The 26,909-nt window shown below is 41.0% G+C and carries 28 protein-coding genes; 17 read left to right on the top strand and 11 right to left on the bottom strand.

Annotated elements, in window-relative coordinates:
* Positions 1–27: 27 nt before the first annotated feature.
* Positions 28–963 carry an LpxL/LpxP family Kdo(2)-lipid IV(A) lauroyl/palmitoleoyl acyltransferase gene (gene lpxL / locus E0H89_RS08845; protein WP_131216275.1) on the bottom strand — a complete coding sequence of 312 codons (936 nt, stop codon included), beginning with the start codon at positions 961–963 and terminating at the stop codon, positions 28–30.
* A gap of 106 nt (positions 964–1,069) precedes the next feature.
* Entirely contained in the window at positions 1,070–2,977 is a 1,908-nt protein-coding gene (locus E0H89_RS08840) for an ATP-binding cassette domain-containing protein (protein ID WP_131216274.1), read from the bottom strand.
* A gap of 33 nt (positions 2,978–3,010) precedes the next feature.
* On the opposite strand from E0H89_RS08840, the gene E0H89_RS08835 reads away from it, so the two are divergent.
* The 12 genes from E0H89_RS08835 (at position 3,011) to E0H89_RS08780 (ending at position 14,860) form a co-directional block, all read left to right on the top strand.
* Positions 3,011–3,256 (top strand): SlyX family protein, encoded by a 246-nt coding sequence (locus tag E0H89_RS08835; protein WP_131216273.1) that lies wholly within the window; start codon positions 3,011–3,013, stop codon positions 3,254–3,256.
* A 98-nt stretch (positions 3,257–3,354) separates the two neighbouring features.
* Positions 3,355–4,353 (top strand): hypothetical protein, encoded by a 999-nt coding sequence (locus E0H89_RS08830; protein ID WP_131216371.1) that lies wholly within the window; start codon positions 3,355–3,357, stop codon positions 4,351–4,353.
* A 71-nt stretch (positions 4,354–4,424) separates the two neighbouring features.
* Positions 4,425–4,874, top strand: a complete 450-nt coding sequence (locus tag E0H89_RS08825; RefSeq protein ID WP_131216272.1) for an ammonium transporter — start codon at positions 4,425–4,427, stop codon at positions 4,872–4,874.
* Positions 4,875–4,909: 35 nt separating this feature from the next.
* On the top strand, positions 4,910–7,549 hold the full coding sequence (gene topA / locus E0H89_RS08820; RefSeq protein ID WP_131216271.1) for a type I DNA topoisomerase: 2,640 nt from the start codon (positions 4,910–4,912) through the stop codon (positions 7,547–7,549).
* Positions 7,550–7,640: 91 nt separating this feature from the next.
* Positions 7,641–8,447, top strand: a complete 807-nt coding sequence (locus tag E0H89_RS08815; RefSeq protein ID WP_131216270.1) for an NYN domain-containing protein — start codon at positions 7,641–7,643, stop codon at positions 8,445–8,447.
* 5 nt (positions 8,448–8,452) lie between these two features.
* Entirely contained in the window at positions 8,453–9,211 is a 759-nt protein-coding gene (locus E0H89_RS08810) for a hypothetical protein (protein ID WP_131216269.1), read from the top strand.
* 136 nt (positions 9,212–9,347) lie between these two features.
* The gene (locus E0H89_RS08805; protein WP_131216268.1) at positions 9,348–9,920 is read left to right on the top strand and encodes an HdeD family acid-resistance protein; all 573 of its coding nucleotides are present in this window, start codon (positions 9,348–9,350) and stop codon (positions 9,918–9,920) included.
* Between the two features lie 80 nt (positions 9,921–10,000).
* On the top strand, positions 10,001–11,146 hold the full coding sequence (locus E0H89_RS08800) for a glycerate kinase family protein (protein ID WP_131216267.1): 1,146 nt from the start codon (positions 10,001–10,003) through the stop codon (positions 11,144–11,146).
* Between the two features lie 333 nt (positions 11,147–11,479).
* Positions 11,480–13,471: an ATP-dependent helicase gene (locus E0H89_RS08795; RefSeq protein WP_131216266.1), complete on the top strand. Its 1,992-nt coding sequence runs from the start codon at positions 11,480–11,482 to the stop codon at positions 13,469–13,471.
* A gap of 97 nt (positions 13,472–13,568) precedes the next feature.
* A complete protein-coding gene (locus E0H89_RS08790) occupies positions 13,569–13,841 on the top strand; it encodes an RNA recognition motif domain-containing protein (protein WP_131216265.1) in 273 nt (90 codons plus the stop codon).
* A 132-nt stretch (positions 13,842–13,973) separates the two neighbouring features.
* Positions 13,974–14,477, top strand: coding sequence for a DUF6586 family protein (locus tag E0H89_RS08785; protein ID WP_131216264.1), 504 nt, complete (start codon positions 13,974–13,976; stop codon positions 14,475–14,477).
* Between the two features lie 104 nt (positions 14,478–14,581).
* Positions 14,582–14,860 carry a hypothetical protein gene (locus tag E0H89_RS08780; RefSeq protein WP_131216263.1) on the top strand — a complete coding sequence of 93 codons (279 nt, stop codon included), beginning with the start codon at positions 14,582–14,584 and terminating at the stop codon, positions 14,858–14,860.
* Positions 14,861–14,919: 59 nt separating this feature from the next.
* Here the strand turns inward: E0H89_RS08780 and E0H89_RS08775 are convergent, their stop codons facing one another.
* From E0H89_RS08775 to E0H89_RS08760, 4 genes are all read right to left on the bottom strand, one after another.
* The gene (locus E0H89_RS08775) at positions 14,920–16,638 is read right to left on the bottom strand and encodes a cation:proton antiporter (protein WP_131216262.1); all 1,719 of its coding nucleotides are present in this window, start codon (positions 16,636–16,638) and stop codon (positions 14,920–14,922) included.
* A 137-nt stretch (positions 16,639–16,775) separates the two neighbouring features.
* Positions 16,776–16,931, bottom strand: a complete 156-nt coding sequence (gene rpmG, locus E0H89_RS08770; protein WP_001205031.1) for a 50S ribosomal protein L33 — start codon at positions 16,929–16,931, stop codon at positions 16,776–16,778.
* 12 nt (positions 16,932–16,943) lie between these two features.
* The gene (rpmB, locus tag E0H89_RS08765; protein ID WP_053578814.1) at positions 16,944–17,180 is read right to left on the bottom strand and encodes a 50S ribosomal protein L28; all 237 of its coding nucleotides are present in this window, start codon (positions 17,178–17,180) and stop codon (positions 16,944–16,946) included.
* Between the two features lie 162 nt (positions 17,181–17,342).
* Complete coding sequence (locus E0H89_RS08760; RefSeq protein WP_131216261.1) at positions 17,343–18,791, bottom strand: coniferyl aldehyde dehydrogenase; 1,449 nt, start codon at positions 18,789–18,791, stop codon at positions 17,343–17,345.
* Positions 18,792–18,907: 116 nt separating this feature from the next.
* Here E0H89_RS08760 and E0H89_RS08755 point away from each other — a divergent pair, with 116 nt between their 5' ends.
* From E0H89_RS08755 to E0H89_RS08735, 5 genes are all read left to right on the top strand, one after another.
* Positions 18,908–19,609 (top strand): TetR/AcrR family transcriptional regulator, encoded by a 702-nt coding sequence (locus E0H89_RS08755; RefSeq protein ID WP_131216260.1) that lies wholly within the window; start codon positions 18,908–18,910, stop codon positions 19,607–19,609.
* A gap of 78 nt (positions 19,610–19,687) precedes the next feature.
* On the top strand, positions 19,688–20,554 hold the full coding sequence (gene purU, locus E0H89_RS08750) for a formyltetrahydrofolate deformylase (RefSeq protein WP_131216259.1): 867 nt from the start codon (positions 19,688–19,690) through the stop codon (positions 20,552–20,554).
* A gap of 210 nt (positions 20,555–20,764) precedes the next feature.
* A complete protein-coding gene (locus E0H89_RS08745) occupies positions 20,765–21,550 on the top strand; it encodes a TonB family protein (protein WP_131216258.1) in 786 nt (261 codons plus the stop codon).
* A 20-nt stretch (positions 21,551–21,570) separates the two neighbouring features.
* Positions 21,571–22,194 carry a MotA/TolQ/ExbB proton channel family protein gene (locus E0H89_RS08740; protein WP_131216257.1) on the top strand — a complete coding sequence of 208 codons (624 nt, stop codon included), beginning with the start codon at positions 21,571–21,573 and terminating at the stop codon, positions 22,192–22,194.
* Positions 22,194–22,598: an ExbD/TolR family protein gene (locus E0H89_RS08735; protein WP_131216256.1), complete on the top strand. Its 405-nt coding sequence runs from the start codon at positions 22,194–22,196 to the stop codon at positions 22,596–22,598. Before E0H89_RS08740 ends, E0H89_RS08735 begins: the two co-directional genes overlap by 1 nt.
* Before the next feature lie 69 nt (positions 22,599–22,667).
* Here E0H89_RS08735 and msrA read toward each other — a convergent pair whose 3' ends face one another.
* The 5 genes from msrA to thyA form a co-directional block, all read right to left on the bottom strand.
* Positions 22,668–23,192: a peptide-methionine (S)-S-oxide reductase MsrA gene (msrA, locus tag E0H89_RS08730; RefSeq protein ID WP_131216255.1), complete on the bottom strand. Its 525-nt coding sequence runs from the start codon at positions 23,190–23,192 to the stop codon at positions 22,668–22,670.
* A gap of 120 nt (positions 23,193–23,312) precedes the next feature.
* Complete coding sequence (locus E0H89_RS08725) at positions 23,313–23,771, bottom strand: META domain-containing protein (protein WP_131216254.1); 459 nt, start codon at positions 23,769–23,771, stop codon at positions 23,313–23,315.
* Positions 23,772–23,874: 103 nt separating this feature from the next.
* The gene (locus tag E0H89_RS08720; RefSeq protein ID WP_131216253.1) at positions 23,875–24,936 is read right to left on the bottom strand and encodes an Lnb N-terminal periplasmic domain-containing protein; all 1,062 of its coding nucleotides are present in this window, start codon (positions 24,934–24,936) and stop codon (positions 23,875–23,877) included.
* 27 nt (positions 24,937–24,963) lie between these two features.
* A complete protein-coding gene (locus E0H89_RS08715) occupies positions 24,964–25,476 on the bottom strand; it encodes a dihydrofolate reductase (RefSeq protein ID WP_131216252.1) in 513 nt (170 codons plus the stop codon).
* Between the two features lie 77 nt (positions 25,477–25,553).
* Positions 25,554–26,396, bottom strand: coding sequence for a thymidylate synthase (thyA, locus tag E0H89_RS08710; RefSeq protein ID WP_131216251.1), 843 nt, complete (start codon positions 26,394–26,396; stop codon positions 25,554–25,556).
* Positions 26,397–26,909: the final 513 nt, after the last annotated feature.

Here is a 26,909-nt window from a genome sequence, read left to right as displayed (position 1 = left end):
TCATTATTTTAAAGGTGGGGGAATTGATTAATAAATCTCGTCATAGCCTTCAGGGCGAGTTTTAAAGCGGCGGTGAAACCACATATATTGAGTGGGTGCGATACGTAGCTGATTTTCAATAATCTTATTAACACGCGTCGCATCATCAACTTCATCTTCGCTCGGCAGATTTTCTACGGCAGCTTCAATCAGTACTTTATATTGTGGATTGGCAATATCACCAGCCCGATAAAAATACAGTGGAATTGCAGCAGCTTTGGTCATTTTAATCAAACGACGATGTGCGGTCATCGTTGCAGCAGGTGTACCAAAAAAGGGTGCCATCACGCCTTGTTTTAGACCGTAATCTTGGTCGGGACTGTACCAAATGGCACGCCCATTTTTTAAATGACGAATTAAACCACGCATATCATCATGATCAATTTGGTGGGTGTAAATAGTGGCTCGGCAGCGGTAGATCAGCATATCCAGCAATGGATTATTCTGCGGGCGGTAGACCACATCTGGCTCAAAATACTGGGCACATAAATAACCACCGGCATCCAATAATGTTGAATGTGTGCCTAGCAATAAAACTCCTTTGCCCTCGGCTTGTGCTTTTTGCAGATGTTCTAAGCCTTCAATAGTGACACGCCCTTTAAACCATTGTGGACAATACCAGGCATTTAAGGTTTCAAAAATCCCAATCATTTGGTCGACAAAAACTTGTCGGGTATTTTCCTGAACTTGTTCGGCTGTCCATTCAGGAAAACAGACTTCCAGATTACGTACTGTAGTTTTACGGCGAGATTTTAGTTTGTTGAACGCTAGATTGCCAATAAAGGTGGCTAAACGGTGTTGAATGGCCCACGGTAAAATTGCCAGAATCATTAAAAAGATGATTCCAATCCAAATGCCCCAGTATTGAGGCAGCAGGAAAGACCATTGAAACTCGCCCGGTTTGTAGTCTGGCTTTTTACTCATAATGACTGTTTATACCAAAAATTATCTGCAGTTTAACATGAAGTTATTTTTTAAATAAAAAAGCACCTGCAAAATACTTTACAGGTGCTTTTATAACGCGGCTAAATTACTCGCCTTTACTAAGATTGTCTAATTCTTCCCAACGTTCTAATTTTTCAAGCAATTGCTCGTCAATTTCCGTCAGGCGATTAGAAAGTTTCATCGCTTGATCAGCATCTGAAGTAAATAAAGAACCATCGGCAAGTTGTGCATTGATGTGGGCTTGTTCTTTCTCAAGTGCTTCCATTTCAGCGGGTAACTGCTCTAAAGCACGCTGGTCTTTATAGCTGAGTTTTACTTTTTTAGGTGCTGCTGCGGCAGCCGCTGCTTCGGCTTTTGCCAAGGCTTTTTTCACATCACTTTTTTGATCTACAGCAGTTTGATCAGGACGTTGTTCCAGATAATCCTGATAACCGCCGATGTATTCGTCGATATGACCTTTACCATCAAATACCCATGTTGATGTTACGACATTGTCCATAAATGCACGGTCATGCGAAATTAAAAGTAATGTACCGGTATATCCTCCCAACATTTCTTCTAATAGCTCTAGGGTCACCATATCCAAGTCATTGGTTGGCTCATCCATAACAATTAAATTCGATGGTTTAAGGAGTAGTTTTGCCAGCAGAATCCGGTTACGTTCACCACCCGACAATGCTTTGACTGGCGTACGAGCACGTTCAGGAGAGAACAGGAAATCCTGAAGATAACTGTAGATATGACGACGACCGCCGTTAACATCAACAAAGTCCGAACCTTCAGACACGTTGTCTTTAACCGATTTCTCCAGATCAAGTGCATTACGCAATTGATCGAAATAAGCGACTTCAAGCTGGGTACCGGTTTTTACTGTGCCGCCATGCTCAAGCTCACCCAAAATGGCTTTGATTAAGGTGGTTTTACCGACACCGTTATCACCGACCAACCCAATACGATCACCCCGAAGTACCAAAGCAGAGAAATCTTTGATGATCAGTTCCTGATTGCCGAAAGCAACACTTAAGTGTTCAATATCAAAGACAAGCTTACCAGAGCGATTGGCATCTTGCGTTGCCATGCTGACTTTGCCCTGTTGCGAGCGACGCGCTTTTGATTCTTCACGTAAATCTTTCAGCGCACGAACACGACCTTCGTTACGGGTACGGCGGGCTTTAATGCCTTGACGAATCCAGACTTCTTCTTCAGCTAAACGTTTATCGAACAACGCATTTTGCTTTTCTTCCGCTTCCATTTGCTGTGCTTTAAGGTCAAGGTAACGTGTGTAGTTGCCTTCATAGCTGCGCAAAGTACCGCGATCAAGTTCAACAATACGCGTGGCAATGCTGTCGACAAATGAACGGTCATGTGAAATAAATAATAAAGTTAAATTATTCTGATCGAGGAGGAATTTTTCTAACCATTCAATACTTTCAACGTCCAAGTGGTTGGTTGGTTCGTCAAGTAAAAGTACATCCGGTTGGGTCAGCAATGCGCGTGCCAATAGCACACGACGTTTACGACCCCCCGATAAATCGGCTAAATCAGCATCTGGGTCTAACCCCATCTTGCTTAAAATAGAATTTACTTTAGTTTCTAAAGCCCAACCATCTACTTGATCAAGTTTGTGCTGGAGTTCACCCATGCGGTCACAGGCGTCCATATCGCCCAAGACACATGCGTCACTGGCTTCATGATAAGCTCTGAGGACTGTAGCAGCTTCCCCTGCACCATCAGCTACAATATCAGCAACTTTACCGGAATCCATGGGTACATCTTGAGCCAGCATGGAAATGGTGATGCCATTTTGTATAGAAACTTCACCACGATCCGGCAGTAAACTTCCCTCAATGAGTTTAAGTAAAGTAGACTTACCTTCACCGTTACGGCCAATCAAACACACTCGTTCACCGCGTTCCAAATTGAAGTTCGCGCCGTCGAGCAGGGAAGGTCCGCCAAACGCGAGTTGGACATCCCTTAACGTAATATAGGCCATACTGTTTCCTGAAATCCAAAATGAGGACTTAAAATGACTAAACAAAAAAATCTTAATGATCAGGCGTCATTTTCCGCACCCATAGAAGATTTGCAAGTGCGAATTACATTTTTAGATGATTTAGTTGAACAATTAAATGAGCAGGTGTCTCTGCAACATGCCGAAATAGCTGATTTGAAAAAACAAATGCAGTTTTTGTATCAACGCATTGAGTCTTCCGATTTATCCGATGGAATTGCCAATTTTGATCCAATGACCAATCGACCACCGCATTATTGAGTCAATATTTATTGGTCTTTTTGCTGAATTGATTTGACCTTTTTATTCAGGCTCGCTCTAATGCGGGCTCAAAGTCTACTTACTTGTCTATTGAGATTATGTCCAACAAAGTCGTTCTTCTTGATCTTGAAAATAATATGCCGAGCGCTCAATTGCTGCGTAAGATTATTCAACACTACGCTGTAATTTACTTATTTAACTGCCAAGGAAAGTTTGAATACTCACTTGAAGATTTAACCGAGTTTTCAAGTTGGGTCAGTAGTGGACAAGTGGTGATTTTAGAAACCGCAGAAATCGATCAAAAAGAATTTGAATATGCAGTTGTAGTTGGACAATTGATTGCATTGTTAGACCCTGAAACGACGATTGAAGTCATTTCTGCCATGCCAAGCAGTGAAATTCTGCTTGAAATGATGCAATCCTCAGACATGAACTGTCACTGGATTCAAATTCAGCCAGAAAGCTCTTCTTTAAATTCAAAATATAAACTTCCAAGTGTTGAAACGATTAAGCAAAAACCAGAGTTGTTATTGATCAAAAAATATTGTGATGTTTTGGGTAAAATGAAGGGTAAACCTAACTCGATTGAGAAACTTAAAAACTCGATCAGTAATATTTTGCAAATTGAAAGTGATCAGGCTCAGCAGCTGATTGCTTTACTGATCAATCTAAAAATTGTGAAACGTTATGATGAGCAAATTAACTTCCGTAAAAAACTGTTGAAACAATGGGCGGAACTTAATTTAGAGCAAGCAATGCCTTTAGAAACAGCAGACAACATTTCCCCAATTTTTGCTCAACTACAAACAGAACTTCCTGTAGATGAAGAGCCGAAGCAGTCAAATCCCATTCATCAGGCACAAAAAGATTTATTTAAAAACTTCTCTAAAATTGATCCGGTGCAGGTCATTGTTGCGCGTAAATTGCGTGAATTAAAATCGGATAAACCTAAAGATATTTATGCTTTACGTGATTTGCTGGAGCAAATGTTTCCGAAATCGGATGTCAGATTATTGCTTAAAGAGTTGATTGAAAAGGGATATATCTACTGGAATGGCAGTGAAGTGCTGTATAGTCACGAGATGTTCTTGAATTAATTTCATCGTTGTAACTTGCGTTTTATATTCAGCTTATGCAACTCTAATAAAGGAACAGACAAGGTTGTACTATGGAAAATACCGGTATTTGGGTCATTGGCTTCATTATTGTATTTGTTTTGGGCTCAATTTTGGGTCTTCGCGTTAGTCCGCGAGAAAAAGCATTAGGGATAATGCGTGAGAAGGCACGCAAAATGGGGCTGCACCCACGTTTAGTGGCCGCTCCCGATTGGACCAAAATTCCTATGGCAACAGAAAGCCGTGCCAGTATGGTGGCTTATTACAGCATACTGATTCCAGATGCTCGCCTGCCTTTAATGCGTGCGCGTGTTGAAGATCAAAAGCTAAAAATTGTGCAGGGTGATGATAAGTTTAACGATTTGCCCATTGCATTAAAGGGCATTTATGCTATTGATATGCAGGCAAACTGTGTAGGACTCTATTGGGAAGAAGAATCTGACCTTCGAGCGACACAGTTAGATGACATCAAAACCTATTTACAGTCTTTAGCTGAAATTTAATTTATATACGAAACAAACAGGATTAACGGTTAACTATGGCGAACGCTCCTCGGTCTACATCCAAAAGCACCACAGCAAAATCACCGAGTGCTGCGAAAAAGCGTGCCTTAGTGATTGTGGAGTCGCCTGCAAAAGCGAAAACAATCAATAAATACCTAGGTTCGGATTATATTGTGAAATCATCCGTTGGTCATGTCCGTGATTTACCGACTGGTGGTTCTAAAAGTACAGAAAAAAAACCTGTATCACGTGCCAAACTGACCGATGAGCAAAAAGCTGAAAAAGCCCAATCAGCGTTGGTTAATCGTATGGGCGTCGATCCTGAACATGATTGGAAAGCTCACTATGAAGTGCTTCCGGGTAAGGAACATGTCGTTGCTGAACTGAAAAAGCTGGCATCACAAGTCGATGAAATCTATCTTGCAACGGATATGGACCGTGAAGGGGAAGCCATTGCCTGGCATTTAAAAGAAGTGATTGGTGGCGATGATTCACGTTATCAACGTGTAGTCTTTAACGAAATTACCAAAAATGCGATTCAGGAAGCTTTTAAACAGCCTTCACGTTTAGATATTGATAAGGTCAATGCCCAGCAAGCACGCCGTTTCTTGGACCGTGTGGTGGGCTTTATGATTTCGCCATTGCTGTGGGAAAAAATTGCCCGCGGTTTATCGGCAGGTCGTGTGCAATCAGTTGCCGTAAAACTGGTGGTGGAACGCGAACGTGAGATTCGCGCTTTTATTCCTGAAGAATACTGGCAAGTGTTTGCAGATACCAAATCTTCAAGCGATGACATTCGTCTGGAAGCAGTGAAACAAGGCGGAAAAACCTTAAAACTGCAAAATAAGGCACAAACGGATGCTTTATTAAAAGTCTTGAATAATGCCGAATATAAAGTGTCGACGCGTGAAGATAAGCCGACCAAGGTTAATCCAAGCGCACCTTATATCACCTCGACCTTGCAACAGGCAGCAAGCACACGTTTAGGTTTCTCTGTGAAGAAAACCATGACGATGGCGCAGCGTCTATATGAAGCAGGTTTTATTACCTATATGCGTACTGACTCAACCTTCTTAAGTGATGATGCAGTCAATATGGTTCGTAATCACATTGAACTTGAGTTCGGAGAAAAGTACTTACCTGCCAAGCCCAACCGTTATGGTAATAAAGCAGGCGCGCAAGAAGCCCATGAAGCAATTCGTCCTTCAAATGTGGCCCTGAAAGGTGATCAGTTGGTCGGTGTCGATCGTGATGCACAGCGCTTGTATGATCTGATCTGGCGTCAGTTTGTTGCCTGTCAGATGACATCGGCAGAATACCTGTCTTCAACCATTTTAGTTGATGCCAATGGGGTGGAACTTAAAGCCAAAGGTCGTACTTTAGTTTTTGACGGTTTTACCAAAGTCCGCGGTGCCAACAAAGCCGATGATGATATTTTGTTACCGGCAGTTAAAGTGGGGGAAATTCTCCAACTTGAGAAGCTTGATCCCTCTCAACATTTCACTAAGCCACCGGCTCGTTTTACCGAAGCTTCATTGGTTAAAGAACTAGAGAAAAAAAGCATCGGTCGTCCATCAACTTATGCAGCAATTATTTCAACCATTCAAGATCGTGGTTATGTAAAGCTCGACAATCGTCGTCTATATGCTGAGAAGATGGGTGAAATCGTGACGGATCGTCTCGATGAAAACTTTAACAATCTGATGAATTATGCTTTTACCGCAGATCTTGAAGGTCAGCTCGATAAAGTGGCTGACGGACAGCGCAACTGGAAGGAATTACTGGATAACTTCTACGGTGACTTTAAAAACCGCTTAACCACAGCACAGGGTGAAAACGGCATGCGTCGTAATCAGCCTGTTGAAGTTGAAGCAGTACATTGTCCTGAATGTTCCCGTCCAATGCAGATTCGTACCGGTACCACAGGCGTGTTCTTGGGGTGTTCAGGTTATAACTTGCCGCCAAAAGAGCGTTGCAAGGGAACCTTGAACCTGACTCCGGTTGAGTCACTTGCGGCCTTGTCTGACGATGATACAGCAGAAACAGCTGATCTCATGTCGAAAAAACGTTGCCCGATTTGTGAAACGGCAATGGACAGTTATGTGATTGATGGCGGGCGCAAACTGCATGTCTGTGGTAATAATCCAGATTGTGCCGGTTTTGAGCTTGAAGAAGGCGAGTTCAAGATTAAAGGATACGATGGTCCAACCATTCCATGTGACAAATGTGATGGTGAAATGCAACTTAAGACCGGTCGTTTTGGACCTTACTTTGCATGTACCAGCTGTGACAATACGCGTAAAGTATTAAAGAGTGGCCAGCCTGCACCTCCGCGTGTCGATCCAATCCGAATGGAACATTTACGTTCAACCAAACACGATGACTTCTTTGTCCTTCGTGATGGTGCAGCAGGCTTATTCCTGGCAGCCAGCAAATTCCCGAAAGTTCGTGAAACGCGTGCACCGAAAGTCGCTGAACTACGTTCTGTAGCTGAACAGCTTGACCCGAAATACCAGTTTATTTTACAAGCACCAGATACAGACCCTGAAGGTAATCCAGCATTGGTGAAATTCAGTCGTAAGAATCAAGTACAATATATTGGTTCTGAAAATGCTGAAGGCAAACAAACCAAGTGGAGCCTTGTTTACCAAGATGGAAAATGGGTTGAAGCCTAATTTTAAGAAGTGAAAAAATGCTGACGAAAGTCGGCATTTTTTATGTCAGAATGATTTATATAAGAATTTAAAAAATTAATTTGAGGGAATCGTGGAAATTCAAACGAAAAAGTTTGCTGTATTAATTGACGCAGATAATTCATCCATTAATGCAATTTCCTCTGTATTAGAAGAGGTCGCCAAATATGGAATTGCAAGTGTAAAAAGAGTTTATGGTGATTGGAGTAGTGACACACTAAAAAAATGGAGGGACGTTTTACTTCCTCATGCCATTACACCTGTGCAGCAATTTGCTTATACAAAGGGCAAAGATGCCACAGATATGATCTTAATTATTGATGCTATGGATTTATTATATGCTGGTGCATTAGATGGATTCTGTATCGTTTCAAGTGACAGTGACTTTACGCCTTTAGCATCGCGAATTCGTGAAAATGGATTAAATGTTTTTGGTTTCGGTAAAAAATCAACACCAGAAGCATTTAAAAAAGCATGTGATAAATTTATTTATGTCGAAAATCTAATTGCTGATATAGATATTAAACAACAAGATGATGAGGAGGGATTAAGTCCTATACAGAAAAAACCATTGGCCTCTGATAAACTACCCGAGAATAAAACAAGCCCCACTACGAAGGAAAATTTGAATATTCCTGAATCAATGGATCGGGCAACTTTAAATTTGATTTATAAAGCTGTAAAAGATAACGCGGACGAAAATGGTTGGGCCAACTTGGGAATGGTGGGACAATATATTAGCGCTGTAAAACCTGATTTTGATTCTCGCAACTACGGTAGAGCAAAACTATCTGGATTAATAAAAACTTTAAATTTATTTGAAACAAAAATAGAAATGAGCCAGATGTACTTACGCAAAATTAAAAAGCAGAGTATTTAATTGTAATGTGGAAAAAAATTCGGGTACTGTGTTTACTCATCATTTTATTCATCGTGGCAGTCAACGCTTACCGTGACCAAAACCAGGATTGGTCTAAACCCATTATTGTCATGCTGCATCCCATCAATGCAGACGGACAGGTTGCTACCCAAAACTATATTCAATCTTTGAATTTGTCTGAGTTAACTGCTGCACAAGAATATCTCAAATATATGTCGGCACAATACCGTGGACAACCTATCTCTCTGTATTTTCAAATGGGACGCGAACTCAAAAAAATGCCTCCAAAAGTACCTGAGCATGCAAATATGCTGGATACTATTCTATGGAGTTTAAGGTTCCGTTTTTATGCCTGGAAACAGCATGAAAGCAAAGATGGCTCACCCAGTGTGACGTTATTTTTAAATTATTATGATCCAAAGCACAGCAAAGAATTAAAGCATTCTACAGCCTTACAAAAAGGGCGGATTGGTTCAGTCAATTTATTTGCCTCTAAAAAACAGTCGCAACAAAATAAAATTGTACTGGTACATGAATTACTCCATGCTTTCGGTGCGAGTGATAAATATGATTTAGCTACAGGACAACCGTTGTATCCGGTGGGTTATGCTTATCCAAATCAACAGCCTTTATTTCCCCAAGCCAAAGCAGAGTTAATGGCAGGACATATTCCTGTGTCAAGCGACAAAAGTAAGATGCCGGACACTTTGCAACAGACATTAATCAATGAAATTAGTGCGCTTGAACTGGGTTGGAAAAAATAAAAGCTGTGGATAATGCCTGATTTATCCACAGTTGAGCTTGTTGATGTGGGTAAAAATGTCGCATATTTCTAATAGAAATCAGTTTTAAAAGATTGAAAAATAAATTTGTTCCTCAACAAAAGACTTGAGAAGAAACATGAAAACAGTAGGAAATGATTTAGTTCGACATCAACTGCATGAAAATCGGAAATGGTATTTAGGTTTGGGCATTCTGCTGATCCTATTCGGAATGGTGTTGCTGGCATCTTTACCGTTTGCAACTTTATCGGTGGTTTTCCTGTTTGGAATACTGATGATGATTGGCGGCGTTCTACACTTCATTGCAGCATTTAAAATCTTTGATGGAGGATATCGTTGGTTGTGGGCATTGTTCGGCTTGCTTTATTTGGTGGCAGGCTATTATGCATTTACTACGCCAGTAAAAACTGCAATTGTCCTGACCAATATTTTAGCCATCGTTTTGATTATTGCGGGTGTAATTCGTATCTTTAGTGCTGTGATCTTTAAGACATATCAAGGATGGGGCTGGACACTATTCTCAGGCATTTTAACCTTGGTGACAGGGATTCTTATTTTGATGTCACCTAATGCACCATTCTGGGTATTGGGTTTATTTCTTGCCGTGGATATTTTATTCCAAGGGATTAATTATCTCACTTTAGCTTCTTATATCAAACACGATGTGCCCAAAAGTTCTGCTGATGTATAAAGCACAATTTGACAAAAGAGCGCTATATGCGCTCTTTTTTTATTGTATAAAAGATTTATTCATTTCATTTTTTCAAGATCATGCCTAAAACTTTTGTTCTCGCTCCCGATTCTTTCAAAGAAAGCATGACTGCTGAACAAGCTTGTCAGGCAATGCAACGTGGTATTGAAAAGGTATGTCCAGATGCAATTTGCATTTCGGTTCCTATGGCAGATGGTGGTGAAGGGACAGTCGATGCCTTGATTTCAGCTTTAAATGGGCAAAAAAATTTATGTGAAGTCACAGGACCTTTACCTACACAAAAAGTAAAAACTTATTTTGGCTTGCTGAATGAAGTCAAAACAGCAGTCATTGAGATGGCGAAAGCCAATGGCATTCATCTGATTGAACCTGCTCAGCATAATCCTTTGCTCACCACCACTTTGGGCACAGGAGAGATGATCAAAGCAGCACTGGATTTAGGCGTTTCTAAAATCATTATCGGTTTGGGCGGGAGTGTTAATAATGATGCCGGTGCAGGTATGGCACAAGCTTTAGGGGTGAAATTTTTAGATGACAATAATATTCAGGTTGCAGTAGGTGGCGGGCAACTTGATCAAATCAGAATAATTGATACTGCAAGTTTGGATAAGCGTTTAAAAAAAGTAGAAATCATGATTGCCAGTGATGTGAATAATCCTTTATGTGGAGTAAATGGCGCATCGTATATTTTTGGGCCACAGAAAGGGGCCACGCCTCAAATGGTACAACAGCTTGATCAAAATCTTTCACATTTTGCCGAGGTGGTTGAATCAGCTTTAAAACTCAGCAAACAAAATATCCCAGGTGCAGGTGCTGCGGGGGGATTAGGTTTTGGTTTAATGGCATTTGCAGGTGCAAGTATTCATTCAGGTGTCAAAATTGTCATTGAACAAACTCAGTTGGCAGAGAAAATTGCTCAGGCAGAGTATGTATTCACCGGTGAAGGCTGCATCGACTTTCAAACCAAATTTGGCAAAACCCCTTATGGTGTGGCGCAGGTCGCGAAGAGACTCAATAAGCCTGTGATTGCTTTTTCGGGTCTAGTTGGCGATGGTGTAGATGAATTATATGACTTGGGCTTTAGTCAAATTATAGGGATTAATCCACTTAATTTTGATTTAGAAGATGCAATGCAAAATGCAGAAAGACATTTAGAGGATGCGGTAGTTGAGGTTCTAAGCAACTTCTTGGAAAAAGATTCTTAATTTTCTGATGAGGTTCATATTAAATAATAAACTGGATAATAATCTACATATATTCACGGCCTCGAATGAATAGCTTTAGCATCGGTTTTCGGGTAGGCACATTTACTTTTCATGGATGAAAAGTAACAAAAATCCTTTGTTGGATTGAGGGTACTTCCCTATACCCCAATCCAACTGACGGCATCCATGCCGTCCTAGTCGTGAATTTAGATGAGTCGTGATAGCAACAAAGCGGTTCTGCATTGCGCTGAAAATATATCGTCATGTTTGCTCATCAAGTTTTCTATGGAGAGCTCTGTTAAACTATTCGTCTACCGAACACGATGAGACACCATGAGTTTAGCCACCCTGATTGATGAATTAAACCCTCAACAAAAGCAAGCTGCAACCACCGAATCTAAGCACAGTTTGGTACTTGCAGGCGCAGGCTGTGGCAAGACCAAAACCATTGTGGCGCGTGCAGCTTATCTGATTGATCAAGGTGTGCCTGCCAATCAAATCCAGATTCTGACCTTTACCCGTCGTTCAGCCAGTGAAATTGTGGCACGTGTAGAACTGGCTTTAGGTGAACAGGCCAAAGGGCTTCGAGCATCAACCTTTCATACCTTCTGTATGTACTTGCTGCGCCGCATTCCGAAAGCGTTTGGCTTGGAACAATTCTCGATTATCGACCGTGATGATCAGTTAATGATGTTTCGCCTGATTCGGGGCAAAGATGATAAGAAAAATCCAAATGCCCTGCCAAAGCCGAAAGAATTATGTGACCTCTATTCTTTTGCACGAAATACGCGGCAAAAATTAAGTCTGGCGCTAGAAAAGCAAATGCCAGAATTTCTGGAATATAAAGATCAAATTGCCGAAATCATGAAAGAGTATGAAGCCCGAAAACAGGCACGTAGCTTTCTGGATTATGACGATATCTTGGCCGTGGTGGCTTCAGCTCTGACACAATCAGAAGGCTTGGTGGATTATGTTTCATCGATCTGTCAGCACATGCTGGTGGATGAAATGCAGGATACCAATCCTTTGCAATGGGCTTTGCTTGACCCCCTCAAACATAAAACCCGCCTGTTCTGTGTCGGTGATGATGCACAATCCATTTATGGTTTCCGCGGTGCGGACTTTGAAAATATTCATCATTTTAAAGAGCGTGTGCCTGATGCACAGATTTTTAAACTGGAAAAAAATTACCGTTCTACGCAAGAAATTCTAGATCTATCCAACTGGTTGCTCGATCAGAGTCCAATTCAATATGACAAGCATTTGGAGGCTTATCGCGGTGAGGGCATCAAACCGCGCATGCATATTTTCCCGAATGAGTTTGATGAAGCAAAATGGATTGCCATCGACATTAAAGAGCGTCATTTGCTGCAAGGTTCGGCATGGCATGAACACATGGTGCTGGTTCGTTCAAGTTTTGCCGCGCGACATATTGAAGCGGCTTTTATTCAGGCCAATGTACCTTACCGTTTTATTGGCGGTATGAAATTGCTCGAGACTGCGCATGTAAAAGATTTGCTGAGCCTATTGCGTGTGATTGCCAATCCTTTGGATGATATTGCCTGGATGCGCTTCCTGACGCTGTGGAATGGTGTGGGTGATGTCGGGGCAAGTAAACTGGCTCAACAGTTATTGCTTGAGTCTGAGACCGACCGTATTTTTGAAAAGTTAGAACAATTTGGCCGTATTCCAGACAATACTTTGCTGATCATGAAACAAATGCTGGTGTTGAAAGATCATGTGCAGGCTTGTGTATCGCTGGGTATTGAAGCGTTAAAAGATCAGCTTGAAGAAAATTACGCTAAAAAAGACTGGTCAAAACGTTTAGGCGATTTTGATTTAGTAAAGCAACTCGCCTCTAAACACGATCAACTGAGTGAGTTTTTGGAGGAATATGTGCTCGATCCCGTGTCGATCAGTGAAATTGAGCGTCAGTCACAGGATGATGTGGTCACACTTATCACCATCCATTCTGCTAAAGGGACAGAGCAAAAAGTCTGTTATGTAGCGAATGTCTCTGCAGGACAGTATCCGCATGCAAGGGCACAGGGTAATTTCGATGACGTCGAAGAAGAACGCCGTGTGTTGTATGTGGCCTTAACCCGAGCCAAAAATGAATTGATTCTCACCAAGCAGAATCTGAATTTATGGGCGCGTGATCAGGTCGATGATCAAGGGCGTAAGATTGAAAGCTATTTTCTGAATGAATTAAGCCGAAATTTGTGTATTAGCGAAACCCATTACAAACAACGCCAGCAAACCGTAAAAAGTGCTTTAATTGAACGACAGTCGATTAATTTAGATTTTGGCATTGATCTCGATTAAACTATCACAATTGCGTCATTCTGTTTTTTATTGCGAAGTTCAAAAAGTCGAGTAGGCGAGTGCTTTTTGATGATTTTGCCTATTTTAAGGTTGTAAGATGAAAATTTTAGTTCGTAGTTTAGAACGTACAGTAACAGAAGCTGAATTATTGAAGCTATTTCAAGATTTTGGCACAGTTGAGTCATGCAAGTTGGTACTTGATGCGACAACCGGTAAATCGAAAGGTTTTGCTTTTGTTGAAATGCCACATGCTCGTGAAGCGATCAAAGCGATTAAAGGTTTAAATACGCTTCGTTTGCATGGTCATGGTATCCGTGTAAAACAGGCGGATGATAAGCCTGAAGTGACCAGTAAAACTGAAAACAAATAATTAAAGGAGCGAAAGCTCCTTTTTTATAAATAAAAGAAATGTAAGGGATCAGGCATAATTTTTATTGTGAATTGACTAAAATAAAGTTTAAGCTTAAGCATGTAACAAATGCCAAAATTTAGGAATATCGCTATGTCCCGTGTTGCTCGTTTCCATGCTGATCGTACCAATCAAAAACTGTATTTTGCACGACTTTCATGTCAGCAAGCTGAGCAAACCGATCATATTCAACAGGTACAGGCACATCGTGAAGCTGCTGTATTCCATTTACATGGTGCAGTCTTGGCATTTTTACAGGAATTAGTACGTTACTATCGCTTAAATGACTTTATGCCGACACTCAAGTCGATTGAAGACGGCATGGCAGAAAAGGGGCAAGTTTCTCCTGAAGTAAACGTGATGCAGCAATTGGCAAAACAAGGTTTTATTGCAGAATTGAAGCGTGCTTATCGTATGTGCCAGTATGCGCCAGAACCGAGTGCGCCAGAACCTGAGAGTGAGACATCTTCAAATCTAATTATTAAAGTGACGCAAACGCCTCAGGCCTGGCTGCCAGACACCAAAATTATACGTGAATGGCATCGTGATTTAACTCAGCTGATTGATGGCTTTCGTAATGAGATGGTTGAGTTTTAATCTTTTTTATCTGCTCTTGAAGTTTTTAGCATCGACCCGATATAAATAGTCTATGTAATGCAAAGTGCAACCGCCTTTGCCACCATGTTGAACATGGAGGAACTATGTCTATAGAACAATTGAAAGAATTATTTGGTAATCAAGAAGCTATTTTAGAATTGGTTCAACTTGAAGGTGGTGAGTTGGCATTACGCAATGCAGGCTCTCAAAAAGAACCCTTGGTTAAAATTCAGTTTAATGATGAAGTAAAGTCATTATTAGGTGACCAAATGCCTGAAATTGCACAACATATGGTGCAAGCTGCTTTATTCGCCATGATGGAAAAGCAAGTCAATGAATGGCAGGCAGAAATTGTAGATGAGCAACCGAAGTATTTGAGCTGATCGTTCATCGAAGTAAGCTAAAAAACGCACTCATGAGTGCGTTTTTTTACGATGCCAGATTAATGCGTCGGTTCTTGATGATGAGCAATCTGGATCTGATTGAGAATATGATTGGTCATATTCTTCGCCATTTCCTCTTTGGAAAAATAGACTTCACCAATATTGTCACGCCGAATCACTTCAGCTTCTTCCTTGCTTTCTGCACAGACTAGAACCTGAATTTGAGGATTCAGTGTTTTGGCAATATCGACAATTTTATGAATATCTAAAATATCCATTGGGGATAGAACTAAAAGCCGCGCATGTTGAATATGCGCTTGAATTAATACACTCGGTTCGGTGGCATGACCGGAAACCGCTGCAATCCCTTTTTGTCGCAATCTTTCTACAATTTCACGGTTTTCTTCGGCAATGACCACCTTAATATTTTGCGCCATTAATTCTTTGGTAATACGACGACCGACTTCACCATGGCCTACCAGCACTACTTGATCACGTAAATACTCTTGAGATACTTCGTCAGGCAGCATGGAAAGAGGATCACCGCTTCGTTCCAGCAAACGCGCCAGATGCGAGCGTTCACGAATCCAGTTTTGCACGGGTTCAATAGCAGAGAATATAAATGAATTAAGTGTAATTGAAATAAGCGCACCTGCCAGAATCAGGTTTTGTCCCTCTATAGAGAGTAAATTGAGTGAGAGACCCAAAGTCGCCAGAATAAAAGAAAACTCGCCAATTTGTGCAAGGCTAGCCCCGACGGTTAACGCAGTGTTAATCGGATAACGGAAGAATAAAACCAAAGCCATCGCTGCAATAGTCTTGCCAATCATGATAATGCCAATTACAGCAAGTACATGTAAGGGTTGCTCAATCAGAATGCGTGGATCGAACAACATACCGACAGAAACAAAGAATAAAATCGAGAAAATTTCACGTAAGGGTAAAGTTTCTTCTTCGGCCCGGTGACTAAAGTCGGATTCTTTAACCACCATACCGGCAAAGAATGCACCCAGTGCCATTGAAACGCCAAAAACTTTATAGGCACCAAAGGCAATTGAAACCGCAGCTGCAACAACGGTTAAAGTAAACAGTTCACGCGAACCCAAGCGTGCAACCATTTGCATGATCCAAGGAACTAAACGTTTACCGACAATCAACATAAAGGCAATGAAGCCTGTAACTTTAAGTAGAGTCACACCTAAAGTGAGCCAGATGTTTGCATTTGGATCTGTTCCGGCAATGGGTGTGCCACCAAGTAAAACTGCCGTGGCAGGCAATAAAACCAAGACCAGCACCATGACCAGGTCTTCAACCAGCAGCCAACCCACGGCAATTTTACCATTTACGGAATTCAGTAAACCGCGGTCACCTAAAGCTTTAAGTAAAACTACTGTGCTGGCACAAGAAAGACTTAAACCAAACACCAGTGCAGAACCAAAACTCCAGCCCCACATCATGGAAACGCCTATACCTAATAAGGTCGCGACAGCAATTTGTAAAATAGCACCCGGTAAAGCAATTCGACGCACCTGCATTAAATCACTTAAGGAAAAATGCATTCCGACACCAAACATGAGGAACATTACCCCAAGTTCAGCCAGTTGATTCGCAAGTTGAATATCTCCGACCACACCGGGCGTGTTCGGACTAATAAGGATACCGGCAATTAAATAGCCGATCAGAGGGGGGAGGCGTATACGAGCCGCAATATAGCCAAAAATAAGCGCCAGTCCAAAGCCAACTGCTAATAATATAATGAGATCTACGTCATGAGGCACTAAAAACTCCTTAAGCCTAGTTAAGGGTAAAATACAAAAGCACAAGTGGTGCCAAAAAAGTAGCTAAAGTGTATCAAGTCGGATAAAAAAAATGCAAAAAAAACGACCTAAAAGGTCGTTTTTTTAAGAAGGCAAAATTATTTAATTTTAGCTTCTTTGAAAATCACGTGTTGACGGATTTTTGGATCAAATTTTTTGATTTCCATTTTTTCCGGCATAGTACGTTTGTTCTTAGTCGTAGTATAGAAATAACCTGTACCAGCTGAAGAAACTAGACGAATTTTATCACGCATGGTTCGAACTCCTTAGATCTTTTGACCTTGAGCACGAAGGTCAGCAACAACCTTTTCAATACCCAATTTGTCGATAATACGCATACCTTTAGTGGTTAAACGAAGACGTACGAAACGTTTTTCGGTTTCTAACCAGAAACGGTGGTGATGCAGGTTCGGCTCGAACCGGCGTTTGGTTTTGTTATTGGCGTGCGAGACGTTGTTGCCAACGACTGGACGCTTGCCGGTAACTTGGCAAACCTTAGACATGGTGAACTCCATTGCTAGACAGCACCGATTGTGCGGCTAGTCATTAAAAGTAAACGGATGAAATCATTCAAGGGGCGTTTTATACCAAAAATGCGCTTAAAAGACAAGCGAATTTAATAAAAACCCGGCATGAATATGTACAATAGCTCATGCCTTGATCAGTTAGCGAAGAAGGGTCTTCGAAATCAATTTATGAATCGGCTTGTTAAATGGTGGGAGAATGAATTTCAAGCTATAGAGCTTAGGATTCGACATCACCGACCGTTCATGAGACAAACTGAAGAAACCTTCTGGACCATGATACTTGCCCATACCTGAAGCACCTACGCCACCAAATGGTAAATCGTCTTGTGCCACATGGGTCAATACCGTGTTTTGCCCGAAATGCCCTGAATGAGTATGCTGTGCGACATAGTCGGCACGCGCTTGATCAAAGTCGAAATAGTATAATGCAAGTGGACGCGGACGGCTATTAATAAAGTCAATAACATCGTCAATTTGATCATATTCTAGAATTGGCAGGATTGGCCCAAAGATTTCTTCTTTCATAATCCGCATTTCAGCGGTTACACCGGTCAGTAAAGTCGGCGCAATTTTTCGAACTGCTGTTAAATCTTCATGTTCAGGATTGATTTCGATTATTTCGGCACCCTGATTAACGGCATCTTCCAAATAACCTTGCAAGCGATTGTACTGTTTGTCATTAATAATCGAGGTGTAATCTTGATTATAGGCAAAATTTGGATACATCTCTTCCACACACAGCCTAAACTGCTCGATGAATTCGGCCGTTTTACCCTTAGGCAGGAACATATAGTCAGGTGCCACACAGGTTTGACCTGCATTCCAAAGTTTACCGGCAGCCAGACGTTGGGCGACATCTTCTAAATCAATTGATGGATGAACCAGAACAGGAGATTTCCCGCCCAATTCTAGAATTACAGGCACTAAATTTTCTGATGCAGCTGCCATCACGGTTTTACCAATTTCTGTAGAACCGGTGAAAATAATTTTATCAAAAGCTAAGTGGCTAAAGGCATCAGAAATAGGACCACCCCCATTGATGACTGCAACCAATTCGATCGGAAAGGCTTCGCTTAAGGCTTTTTCCAGGGCACGACCAAAATTGCTTGATGCACTGGAGATTTTGATCATGGCATTGTTGCCGGCAGCAATTGCACAAATCAATGGACCAACCGACAATAATAAAGGATAGTTCCAAGGGGCAATAATTCCCACTACCCCGAGCGGTTGATACTGAACCCAGGCTTTTGCCGGTTGATGAATAATTCCGACATGGCGTTTCGAAGGTTTCATCCAATTGGTCAAATGCTTGCTATAATATTTAATCTGTTCAAGACAGGTGAGTAATTCACCGATTTTGGTTTCGCCAATAGAACGGTTACCATAGTCTTGGTTAATTGCTTCGGCGAATTGATCTTGATATTTAACTAAGATACGTTTTAAACGTGCTAAACGATCAATACGTTCTTTTGCGCTTGGCAAAGAATGACGTTGATAGGCATGTTTTTGCTGTTCCAGCACATTATGCAAGTGCTGAATATCGAAAGAATGTGGTGTCATTGAAGTTGTTTTTGTTTGACTATTCATGACCTGCTACCATTAAATAAAAAGCGATTAAGTTAGTTTTTAGAGTAAAAGCTCTAAATAGTCAAGTTACTTTATGTGTTAGCTCGCTAACCTATTGAATAAATGGTCACTTCAGGATGTCTCACTCCAAAACGGTGAAAACCAAAGAGCGTATTTTACAGCTCAGCTTACAGTTGTTTAATGAGCGCGGTGAGCGTTCAGTTACAACCAATCATATTGCAGCTGAACTGAGTATGAGTCCGGGTAATTTGTATTACCATTTCCGTAATAAAAACGAAATTATCAAAGAGTTGATGGAGCAGTATCAAAAAGAAACTCTGGAAATGCTTGCATTGCCGGATGATCGCTTGCTCGATGCCAATGATAAGATTCGTTATTTTCAAGTGCTGAGCAGCCAGCTGTGGGCTTATCGCTTTTTGCATCGTGATGTTTATCATTTGGTTGAAAATAATGATGATTTTCGAAAAATGTATCCACGTTTTGCCGGTCAGGTGATGCAGCAGGGGCAAAAAATTTATAAAGCCTTTGTCAATGCAGGGTTAATGCAAATGACGGACTCGGAAATTGAGGCTCTGATTATTAACTTGTGGATTGTGTTGACCAACTGGACCAACTTCTTATATATGTCGGGTCATATTACCGACTCCAATACTTTAGAGGAAAAGTGGGTTTGGCAGGCATTACGTCAAATGGTATTCCTGGAAGGGGCGTATTTGCGTGGTGAAAGTCGTCAAACGTATGAACATTTGCTTGAAACGCTGGGGCCTTCAGAACTTTTTGAAAGTCTGTCTTCAAGTAAAAATCACGATGCGACATAGCCTATTTAGAAAGCCTTAAAAAAGCGTTAGAATGCTCGGCTTGTTTTTCAATTTAACTGATTAGTGATATAAACCAACATGAATATGACCACTGCCAACACAGCACGTTTACTGATTACTTGCGAGGATAAACCGGGAATCGTGCAAGCTGTATCGAGCTTTTTGTATCATCAGGGAGCAAATATTACCGCACTTGATCAATACGCGACTGAAGCTCAGGGCGGGCGTTACTTCATGCGTGTTGAGTTTGAACTGGATAACTTGCAAAGCCGCAAAGAAAATTTGACTCAAACTTTTGCGACCAATGTTGCAGAGCGCTATAACATGAATTGGCGTTTGGCTTTGGTCAGCGATGTCAAAAAAGTCGGTATTTTAGTCTCTAAAGTCGATCATGCCTTGCTTGAGCTTTTATGGCGTCATGCGCGTGGCGGTTTACCTTGTGAAATTACCAAAGTAGTGTCCAATCATGAAGATTTACGCGAGTCAGTGGAAAACTTTGGTATTCCATTTGAAGTCGTGCCGGTCAATAAAGAAAACAAACGTGAAGCTTATGCAAAAATTGATGAATTGATGCAAGGTAATGATTTGTTAGTTCTTGCACGTTATATGCAAATTCTGGATGAAGAATTTGTCAAAAAATGGGAAATGAAAGTGATCAATATTCACCATTCATTCTTGCCTGCTTTTGTTGGTGCAAATCCCTATAAACAAGCTTATGAAAAAGGTGTGAAACTGATCGGTGCTACAGCGCATTATGTGACTGCGGATCTCGATCAGGGGCCGATTATTGAGCAAGATGTAGAACGGGTAAATCACGATTTTACAGTCGATCAACTGCGTGAACTGGGACAAGACGTCGAACGAAACGTGTTGGCTCGTGCGGTAAGATGGCATCTTGAAGATCGCATTATTGTGGATGGCAACAAAACAGTTGTTTTCCAATAATAATTGTTAAAATAATTCATTCAAAAGGCGTGCTTTAGGCTTGCCTTTTTTGTTTTTGATTCAAAAAACTCATCAAAACTTACGATTTAATAGTTGCAAATGAAAACACTTCTCATTTATTATTGCGTTGCTTTAATTGTATTAATCGATGAGCTTGATTGCTTAAATTTGTATAGACCTGCAATCGCTTTAATTAGGTAACTGATTTTAATGAGTCAATCTCCCGCTCTAAATATGCAAACTCCCAATCCGATGAAAAAGAAAATTATCACAGCGCTTATAGCCGTTGTGGTCGGTCACATGGGCGTATTGTGGGCGGTGGGGCAAATGAAAACCCCAGAACTCAAACCGATTGAAAAAGAACCTTTAAAAGTTCGTTTTGTTAAAATTCAAGAACCTCCAAAACCTTTGCCGCCGAAGCCAAAAGCTGAACCAAAAAAAGAGCAGCCAAAGCCTAAAGAAGTGAAAAAAGTTGAAATTGTAGAAAAACAACTTCCACCACCGCCGAAAAAGGTAGAGAAGGTTCAACAGGTTAAGAAAGCAGAAACACCAAAACCTGTAGTAAAGCCAGTTGAAGCACCACCTAAACCGACTGTCACTACAACGATTTCTGAAACTAGAGCTGTGAAACCGGCACCGGTAGCGCCACCCGCACCGCCAGCGCCAGTAACACCACCGGCACCTGCTGCACCGCCATCTCCAAAAAGTGTATCAATTGGCGGTTCAGGCGTGCAATGGAGTCGTTCGCCAAAACCTTCTTATAATAACAATGATTTAGAAGGGCAGACGCGAACTATTGTGGTTCATATTGAAGCGAATGAAAAAGGGGTGATCACTTCTGCCCACATTTCACGTTCAAGTGGCATTCCTGCTTTAGATGACAAGATTTTGCGCTCAGTGCGTAGTTCCAAATTCAAACCGTACAAAGAAAATGGCGTGGCTTACCCAATTAGTGCTGACCAACCATTTGAATTGACATTGAATCCACACGGCTAACATTTTTTAGGAGTTCGAGTATGAACTTTTCAGTTTATTGGCAACACGCCGATGCAGTGAGTAAAACACTGTATTTCGTGTTATTGGCAATGTCGATCACGACATGGACAGTCTTCGTTTTACGTTTAATGGGGACTCGCCAACTGAAGCAACAAGCTTATGCTCAACTTTCTCAAGCGTTAAGCAAGTTAAAAGCGAAATTTGCCCCGCTCAGTTTTGAACAGCGTAAGGCTGTTGCAGAACAAGCTTTATTGCGTCAAATTTCTGCTGAAAAATCGAGTGCAGAAAAAGGTGTAGCAGTTCTCGGTACTATTGCTTCACTTGCACCGTTTGTGGGTTTGTTCGGTACAGTTTGGGGTATTTTCCATGCCTTGGTCGCAGTCGGTAAAAGTGGACAAGCCGGTTTGGCACAAGTGGCGACCCCTGTGGGTGAAGCCCTGATCATGACCGGTTTAGGTTTGGCCGTGGCAATTCCTGCAGTATTGGCTTATAATATTTGTACCCGTGTAAACCGTGGTTTATCGCATGAGTTACAAGACCAGGCACACAGTCTTTTAATTGATACCATGTTGCAACAAGATAGCACGGCTCAAGTGACTGAAGCTAAAGCAACCTCGAATCATTTGGTTGGAGGTCAAGCTTAATGGGCTTTCAATTGGGCGAAGACAACGATGTAGGCATGAATGAGATGAATCTCATTCCACTCATCGACATTATGTTGGTATTGATGATCATCTTCCTGGTGACAGCAACCGTTGCTAACCCCTCAATTCCATTAACCTTACCAAAAACCACGGCAGATATTATTGATTTGCCTCCTAAAAATGTGACCATCAGTATTAATGCGGGTGGAGACGTGGCTTGGAATGGCGATGTGCTCACGCTTGATGAGCTACAGACAAAATTTAAAGAAGCGGGTCAGGAAGAGCGTCAGCCGACCATTGTGCTGAAAGCAGATAAAGAATCACGTTATGACGCTGTTGCACAAGTGATGTCTCGTGCGAGCGAAGCCGGGCTCAGCGATATTGCTTTTGCAACTGATAACTAAGAAAAAATGTAAAAAAAGCGACCGAGAGGGTCGCTTTTTTTATGTCTAACGTTTGCTGAAAAAATGGAGTTACTCAGATTTAAGCAAATCTTGAAACTTGCTGCGTAATTTCATCAGTTTCGGTGGAATGGAAAAATTACAGTAGCCTTGAGATGGATTTCGGGCAAAGAAATTCTGGTGATATTCTTCAGCCGGATAGAACTTGGGTGCAGGACTCAGCTCAGTCACAATATTCAGGCCTTCTGCTTTTAAAGCGTCAATGGTTTGTTGTGCCTGCTGTTGCTGTTCATCATTCAGGTAATAAATCACGGAACGATATTGAGTGCCAACGTCATTACCTTGACGGTTTAATGTAGTAGGATCATGGGTAGTGAAAAATACATCCAAAAGCTGGGTAAAGCTAATTTGCGTTTCATCATAATCAATTAAAATTACTTCTGCGTGATTGGTGTCTCCACGGCAAATATCGTCATAACTTGGATTGTCGGTGTGACCACCCGCATAGCCACTGACCACTTTTTCTACGCCTTTCAACTGTAAAAATATGGCTTCAACACACCAAAAACATCCACCACCAAATAATGCCTGTTGCATGGTTTTATCCTATATTTGTTTATTATTTTTAATATATGGGTTTTTTATGAAGCTACAATGTATTTATTTATGTATTTTAAATACAAAAGCCTGCATTTTCAGGCTTTTTATCTGCATTATTTAACGGAGAACCGGACTGGTAAATTGGATGAGAAGATTTCCATGACGATCAAGCAGCTTGAGTGTTTTACCAAAGACTTGATAGTTTGCCACTTTAGTCAGTGCTTCATTAAACTGTTGCGATACATTGTGACTATCTAGACATGCCATTCTGGTGCCTGCCATTGGGCCAAGAACCAAAGTATCCCGTCCTGCCTCATAGCTCCCCATAATACGGTTACAACCATCTGCACCACTGACGCGTTTCGTTGCAGCATCAAACTGTAAGCTTGGAATATTATGTCCAGTTGGGGCTGTTTTTATTTCAGTATTGCCAATATGTGTTGCAATCCAGGTGCGGTTTTGCAGTTGCACTAAATTTGCAGTTTCAATCGTAGTAGAGGCACTCGGTGTAGTTTCACAACCGCTAAAAGCAATAGCAGCACCCAGTATGCCAACAGCAAATAATTTTTTTAACATATTGGAATTCTCGTTGTTGATTTAACTTATGTTCTATATAAACAAAAAAATAGCCAATTAACTAGCGTTAAATGTATGTTTTATATATTTTTTAGATTACCTGTTAGGGTTTATCTACAGTTATAGGTTGTGGTAAACCCTGACGAATAAGGGATGAATATTGAGTGCTGGAGATATGCTTTAATTTACTGACCCGTGGGTTGATATAAGCAACCTCATACCACTGTTGCAGGCTTAAATCGTGTGAAATGGCATTTAAGTCATACAGGTAATTGGGCAAGTATCCTGAAGCCAGCAGGCGGTAATCAGTCGGTAAGTGTCTTTTAGATACTGCTTGCACCATATCAAAAACCAGCGTAGTACAGTTACTGGTGAGGCTGTTATACCATTTCGGCTGATTTTTTAATTCATGGACTTTACGCAGATATTCTTCAAACAAGGCACGTCTTTCAGTTTTGGACATATTGACCGGAAAGAAATAGACATGTTCACCACGGACATTACTGCGGGTATAAATCAGATCCTTTTCATCTGCTGCAATCAGGCTGAGTTCATATTTTCTAAAAAAACCACCATAAGTCGAAAATTCTTCATTTTTTTGTTTGCGAACTTCAATCGAGAAGGTCAGTGGCTTGCTATTGGCAAAATCAAAGCTAACCAAGGTATGTGCAATTTGTGGTCCCATCCAATAGGAGGTGATGATATTCACACCGGTAATTTGGTTTAAATCAAAATCACGCGTTTCCCAGCGTTCATCATAACTCCCATCAGCACGCCAATTAAAATTACGTACATTGTGCAAGATGATCTTGTCATCCTCTTGTTCATAGAACAGCATTCGGGCTACTTCCGGATTCCATTCACGATCTTGTTTGGCTTCCAGGTTAAAATACCAAAATAAGCCCAGTAGAAAAACCAGGACATAAATCAGCACATCCGTATGACGGTTAAAGAAATGCTGGGTGATATAAATGCCGAGAATGCTTAAAGCAAAGATAATCCAAATGCCAATCAGTAGCCGGGTGACTAACCCACCAAAAGGTTCTTGAAACCATAAAGCAAGACACAGCCAAATAGAGGACATAATAACGAAGAGACTGAACACGGAATGGAGTAAAGCCATGCCCAGTGCAGTGAAAAATTCCCTTTTTCCAATATTATGCATATTTGACTTTATAAGTAATTATTGTCTTTATTTTCTGTAAGTTGCGAACTCAAAAGCAATCCCAGTTTTGTCGTCAATATGTTGTTCAGAAGCGACCTTTTTAAATTCAGCTGGAATTTCCGGATAATAGGCATCGCCTTGAACGTCAAGCTCGACATGGGTCAATTCCAAACGGTCGGCAATATTCATAGTCTGTTTGAAGATTTCACCGCCACCAATCACAAAGATCGCATCTGGTTTTTCTGAAGCTTGCACATCCGCTACAGCTTGAGCCAAAGCATCTTCAATAGAATAGGCCACTTTAGTTCCTTCAAATGACCAATTCATGTCCCGGGTAATCACCCAATTGACACGTTTCGGCAGAGTGCGTCCCATAGACTCTAAAGTTTTACGACCCATGACCACGACACCACCTTGGGTGATTTCTTTAAAGTGCTTGAGGTCAGCAGAAATGTGCCAAGGCAAGTCATTGTTTTTACCAATGCAGCGCTGTTGATCCATGGCTACAACATGTACAACTTCTAAGTTTTGGAAGGTCATAATTTTCCCTGTATTTTTTATACTCAGATACGTTTTCCCCCTTTGCAAAAGGGGGAATTAAAGGGGGATTTTAGAAATTAAACGGCAACCGGTGCTTTAATCCCTGGATGTGACTCATAGCCAACAATTTCGATATCTTCAAATTTAAAATCGAAGATGTCTTTCACTTCTGGATTCAGTTTTAATTGGCAAAGCGGTAATGGTTCACGACTGAGTTGCAATTTTGCCTGTTCAAAGTGGTTGGTATATAAATGGGTATCACCACCAGTCCAGACAAAGTCACCTACAGCTAAACCACACACTTGCGCAATCATATGCGTGAGCAGGGCATAGCTGGCGATATTAAATGGCACACCCAAGAATACGTCCGCACTGCGTTGATAGAGCTGGCAAGACAGTTTGCCGTTCTGTACAAAAAACTGGAACAGGGTATGACAAGGCGGAAGAGCCACAGTTCCTGCTTCATTTGGATTCCATCCCGACACGATTAAACGGCGTGAATTTGGATTGGTTTTAATTTCATTAATCAACCATTCAATTTGATCAAAACCATCTTGCTCATATAAACCATTTTCTTTTTTGGTAGCACCAAAGTTACGCCATTGATGACCATAAACTGGACCCAATTCGCCTTCAGGACGACCAAAACTGGCAGTTTGTTCTGCAGTTGCCCATTCATCCCAAATTGAAACTTTGTTGTCCTGTAGATATTTGACGTTGGTATCACCCTTTAAGAACCATAACAGTTCAATCACGATAGAGCGGAAATGGACTTTTTTGGTGGTCAATAAAGGAAAACCTTTGGAAAGATCAAAGCGCATTTGATGACCAAATACAGAACGTGTACCTGTACCGGTACGGTCGCCTTTGTCACCACCGTTGTCGAGGATATGTTGTAAAAGGTCTAAATACTGACGCATGTCTCTCTCATTAGAATCTGGTTTATGTCTCTATCATTAGAATCTGTTTGATAACTCTAATTTTAGAATCTGTTGGCTAACCCTACATATTAGCCTTTTTTTACAGAAAACTGTATCTCATCAAATCTGAGGAAATTAAAAATACATTTAGATTTATTTTAAGTTAGTGATTTTAAATTTTTTTAGTATTTTTTTTGAATCTGATATGAAGGATTGATCTTCAGCCTAATAATGTTTGACTAAAAATTATAACGAACAATAGAAATCTATAAAAATTTCTGTGGATTGTATTTCAGCAGGCTATTTTTAAGTTCGAGCGAGAAGAATCCTTTGAAAGACAAACTGAAACATAGGTATTAGGAAATGGATTATCTGAATACAGAAATAAATTCATAGGTGAGCATACTCACAGTTCCTATTTGTCGTTTCTTAAAGTAAAAATTAGCTAAACAGAATATCAATCTAATCTTGAACTATATGGATGATAGAAGGATTTAAAACTGATTATTTTTT

The sequence above is a fragment of the Acinetobacter sp. ANC 3781 genome (genome assembly GCF_004331285.1).
Taxonomy (GTDB): domain Bacteria; phylum Pseudomonadota; class Gammaproteobacteria; order Pseudomonadales; family Moraxellaceae; genus Acinetobacter.
The sequence above is the reverse complement of the archived record's forward strand: the minus strand, read 5'-3'. Positions and strand labels throughout refer to the sequence as shown.

Bases quoted from the DNA above. Each gene is read 5' to 3' on its own strand.
- lpxL (WP_131216275.1), bottom strand. From the start codon at position 963: ATGAGTAAAAAGCCAGACTACAAACCGGGCGAGTTTCAATGGTCTTTC.
- E0H89_RS08840 (WP_131216274.1), bottom strand. From the start codon at position 2,977: ATGGCCTATATTACGTTAAGGGATGTCCAACTCGCGTTTGGCGGACCT.
- E0H89_RS08835 (WP_131216273.1), top strand. From the start codon at position 3,011: ATGACTAAACAAAAAAATCTTAATGATCAGGCGTCATTTTCCGCACCC.
- E0H89_RS08830 (WP_131216371.1), top strand. From the start codon at position 3,355: ATGTCCAACAAAGTCGTTCTTCTTGATCTTGAAAATAATATGCCGAGC.
- E0H89_RS08825 (WP_131216272.1), top strand. From the start codon at position 4,425: ATGGAAAATACCGGTATTTGGGTCATTGGCTTCATTATTGTATTTGTT.
- topA (WP_131216271.1), top strand. From the start codon at position 4,910: ATGGCGAACGCTCCTCGGTCTACATCCAAAAGCACCACAGCAAAATCA.
- E0H89_RS08810 (WP_131216269.1), top strand. From the start codon at position 8,453: ATGTGGAAAAAAATTCGGGTACTGTGTTTACTCATCATTTTATTCATC.
- E0H89_RS08805 (WP_131216268.1), top strand. From the start codon at position 9,348: ATGAAAACAGTAGGAAATGATTTAGTTCGACATCAACTGCATGAAAAT.
- E0H89_RS08800 (WP_131216267.1), top strand. From the start codon at position 10,001: ATGCCTAAAACTTTTGTTCTCGCTCCCGATTCTTTCAAAGAAAGCATG.
- E0H89_RS08795 (WP_131216266.1), top strand. From the start codon at position 11,480: ATGAGTTTAGCCACCCTGATTGATGAATTAAACCCTCAACAAAAGCAA.
- E0H89_RS08790 (WP_131216265.1), top strand. From the start codon at position 13,569: ATGAAAATTTTAGTTCGTAGTTTAGAACGTACAGTAACAGAAGCTGAA.
- E0H89_RS08785 (WP_131216264.1), top strand. From the start codon at position 13,974: ATGTCCCGTGTTGCTCGTTTCCATGCTGATCGTACCAATCAAAAACTG.
- E0H89_RS08780 (WP_131216263.1), top strand. From the start codon at position 14,582: ATGTCTATAGAACAATTGAAAGAATTATTTGGTAATCAAGAAGCTATT.
- rpmG (WP_001205031.1), bottom strand. From the start codon at position 16,931: ATGCGTGATAAAATTCGTCTAGTTTCTTCAGCTGGTACAGGTTATTTC.
- rpmB (WP_053578814.1), bottom strand. From the start codon at position 17,180: ATGTCTAAGGTTTGCCAAGTTACCGGCAAGCGTCCAGTCGTTGGCAAC.
- E0H89_RS08760 (WP_131216261.1), bottom strand. From the start codon at position 18,791: ATGAATAGTCAAACAAAAACAACTTCAATGACACCACATTCTTTCGAT.
- E0H89_RS08755 (WP_131216260.1), top strand. From the start codon at position 18,908: ATGTCTCACTCCAAAACGGTGAAAACCAAAGAGCGTATTTTACAGCTC.
- purU (WP_131216259.1), top strand. From the start codon at position 19,688: ATGAATATGACCACTGCCAACACAGCACGTTTACTGATTACTTGCGAG.
- E0H89_RS08745 (WP_131216258.1), top strand. From the start codon at position 20,765: ATGAGTCAATCTCCCGCTCTAAATATGCAAACTCCCAATCCGATGAAA.
- E0H89_RS08740 (WP_131216257.1), top strand. From the start codon at position 21,571: ATGAACTTTTCAGTTTATTGGCAACACGCCGATGCAGTGAGTAAAACA.
- E0H89_RS08735 (WP_131216256.1), top strand. From the start codon at position 22,194: ATGGGCTTTCAATTGGGCGAAGACAACGATGTAGGCATGAATGAGATG.
- msrA (WP_131216255.1), bottom strand. From the start codon at position 23,192: ATGCAACAGGCATTATTTGGTGGTGGATGTTTTTGGTGTGTTGAAGCC.
- E0H89_RS08725 (WP_131216254.1), bottom strand. From the start codon at position 23,771: ATGTTAAAAAAATTATTTGCTGTTGGCATACTGGGTGCTGCTATTGCT.
- E0H89_RS08720 (WP_131216253.1), bottom strand. From the start codon at position 24,936: ATGCATAATATTGGAAAAAGGGAATTTTTCACTGCACTGGGCATGGCT.
- E0H89_RS08715 (WP_131216252.1), bottom strand. From the start codon at position 25,476: ATGACCTTCCAAAACTTAGAAGTTGTACATGTTGTAGCCATGGATCAA.
- thyA (WP_131216251.1), bottom strand. From the start codon at position 26,396: ATGCGTCAGTATTTAGACCTTTTACAACATATCCTCGACAACGGTGGT.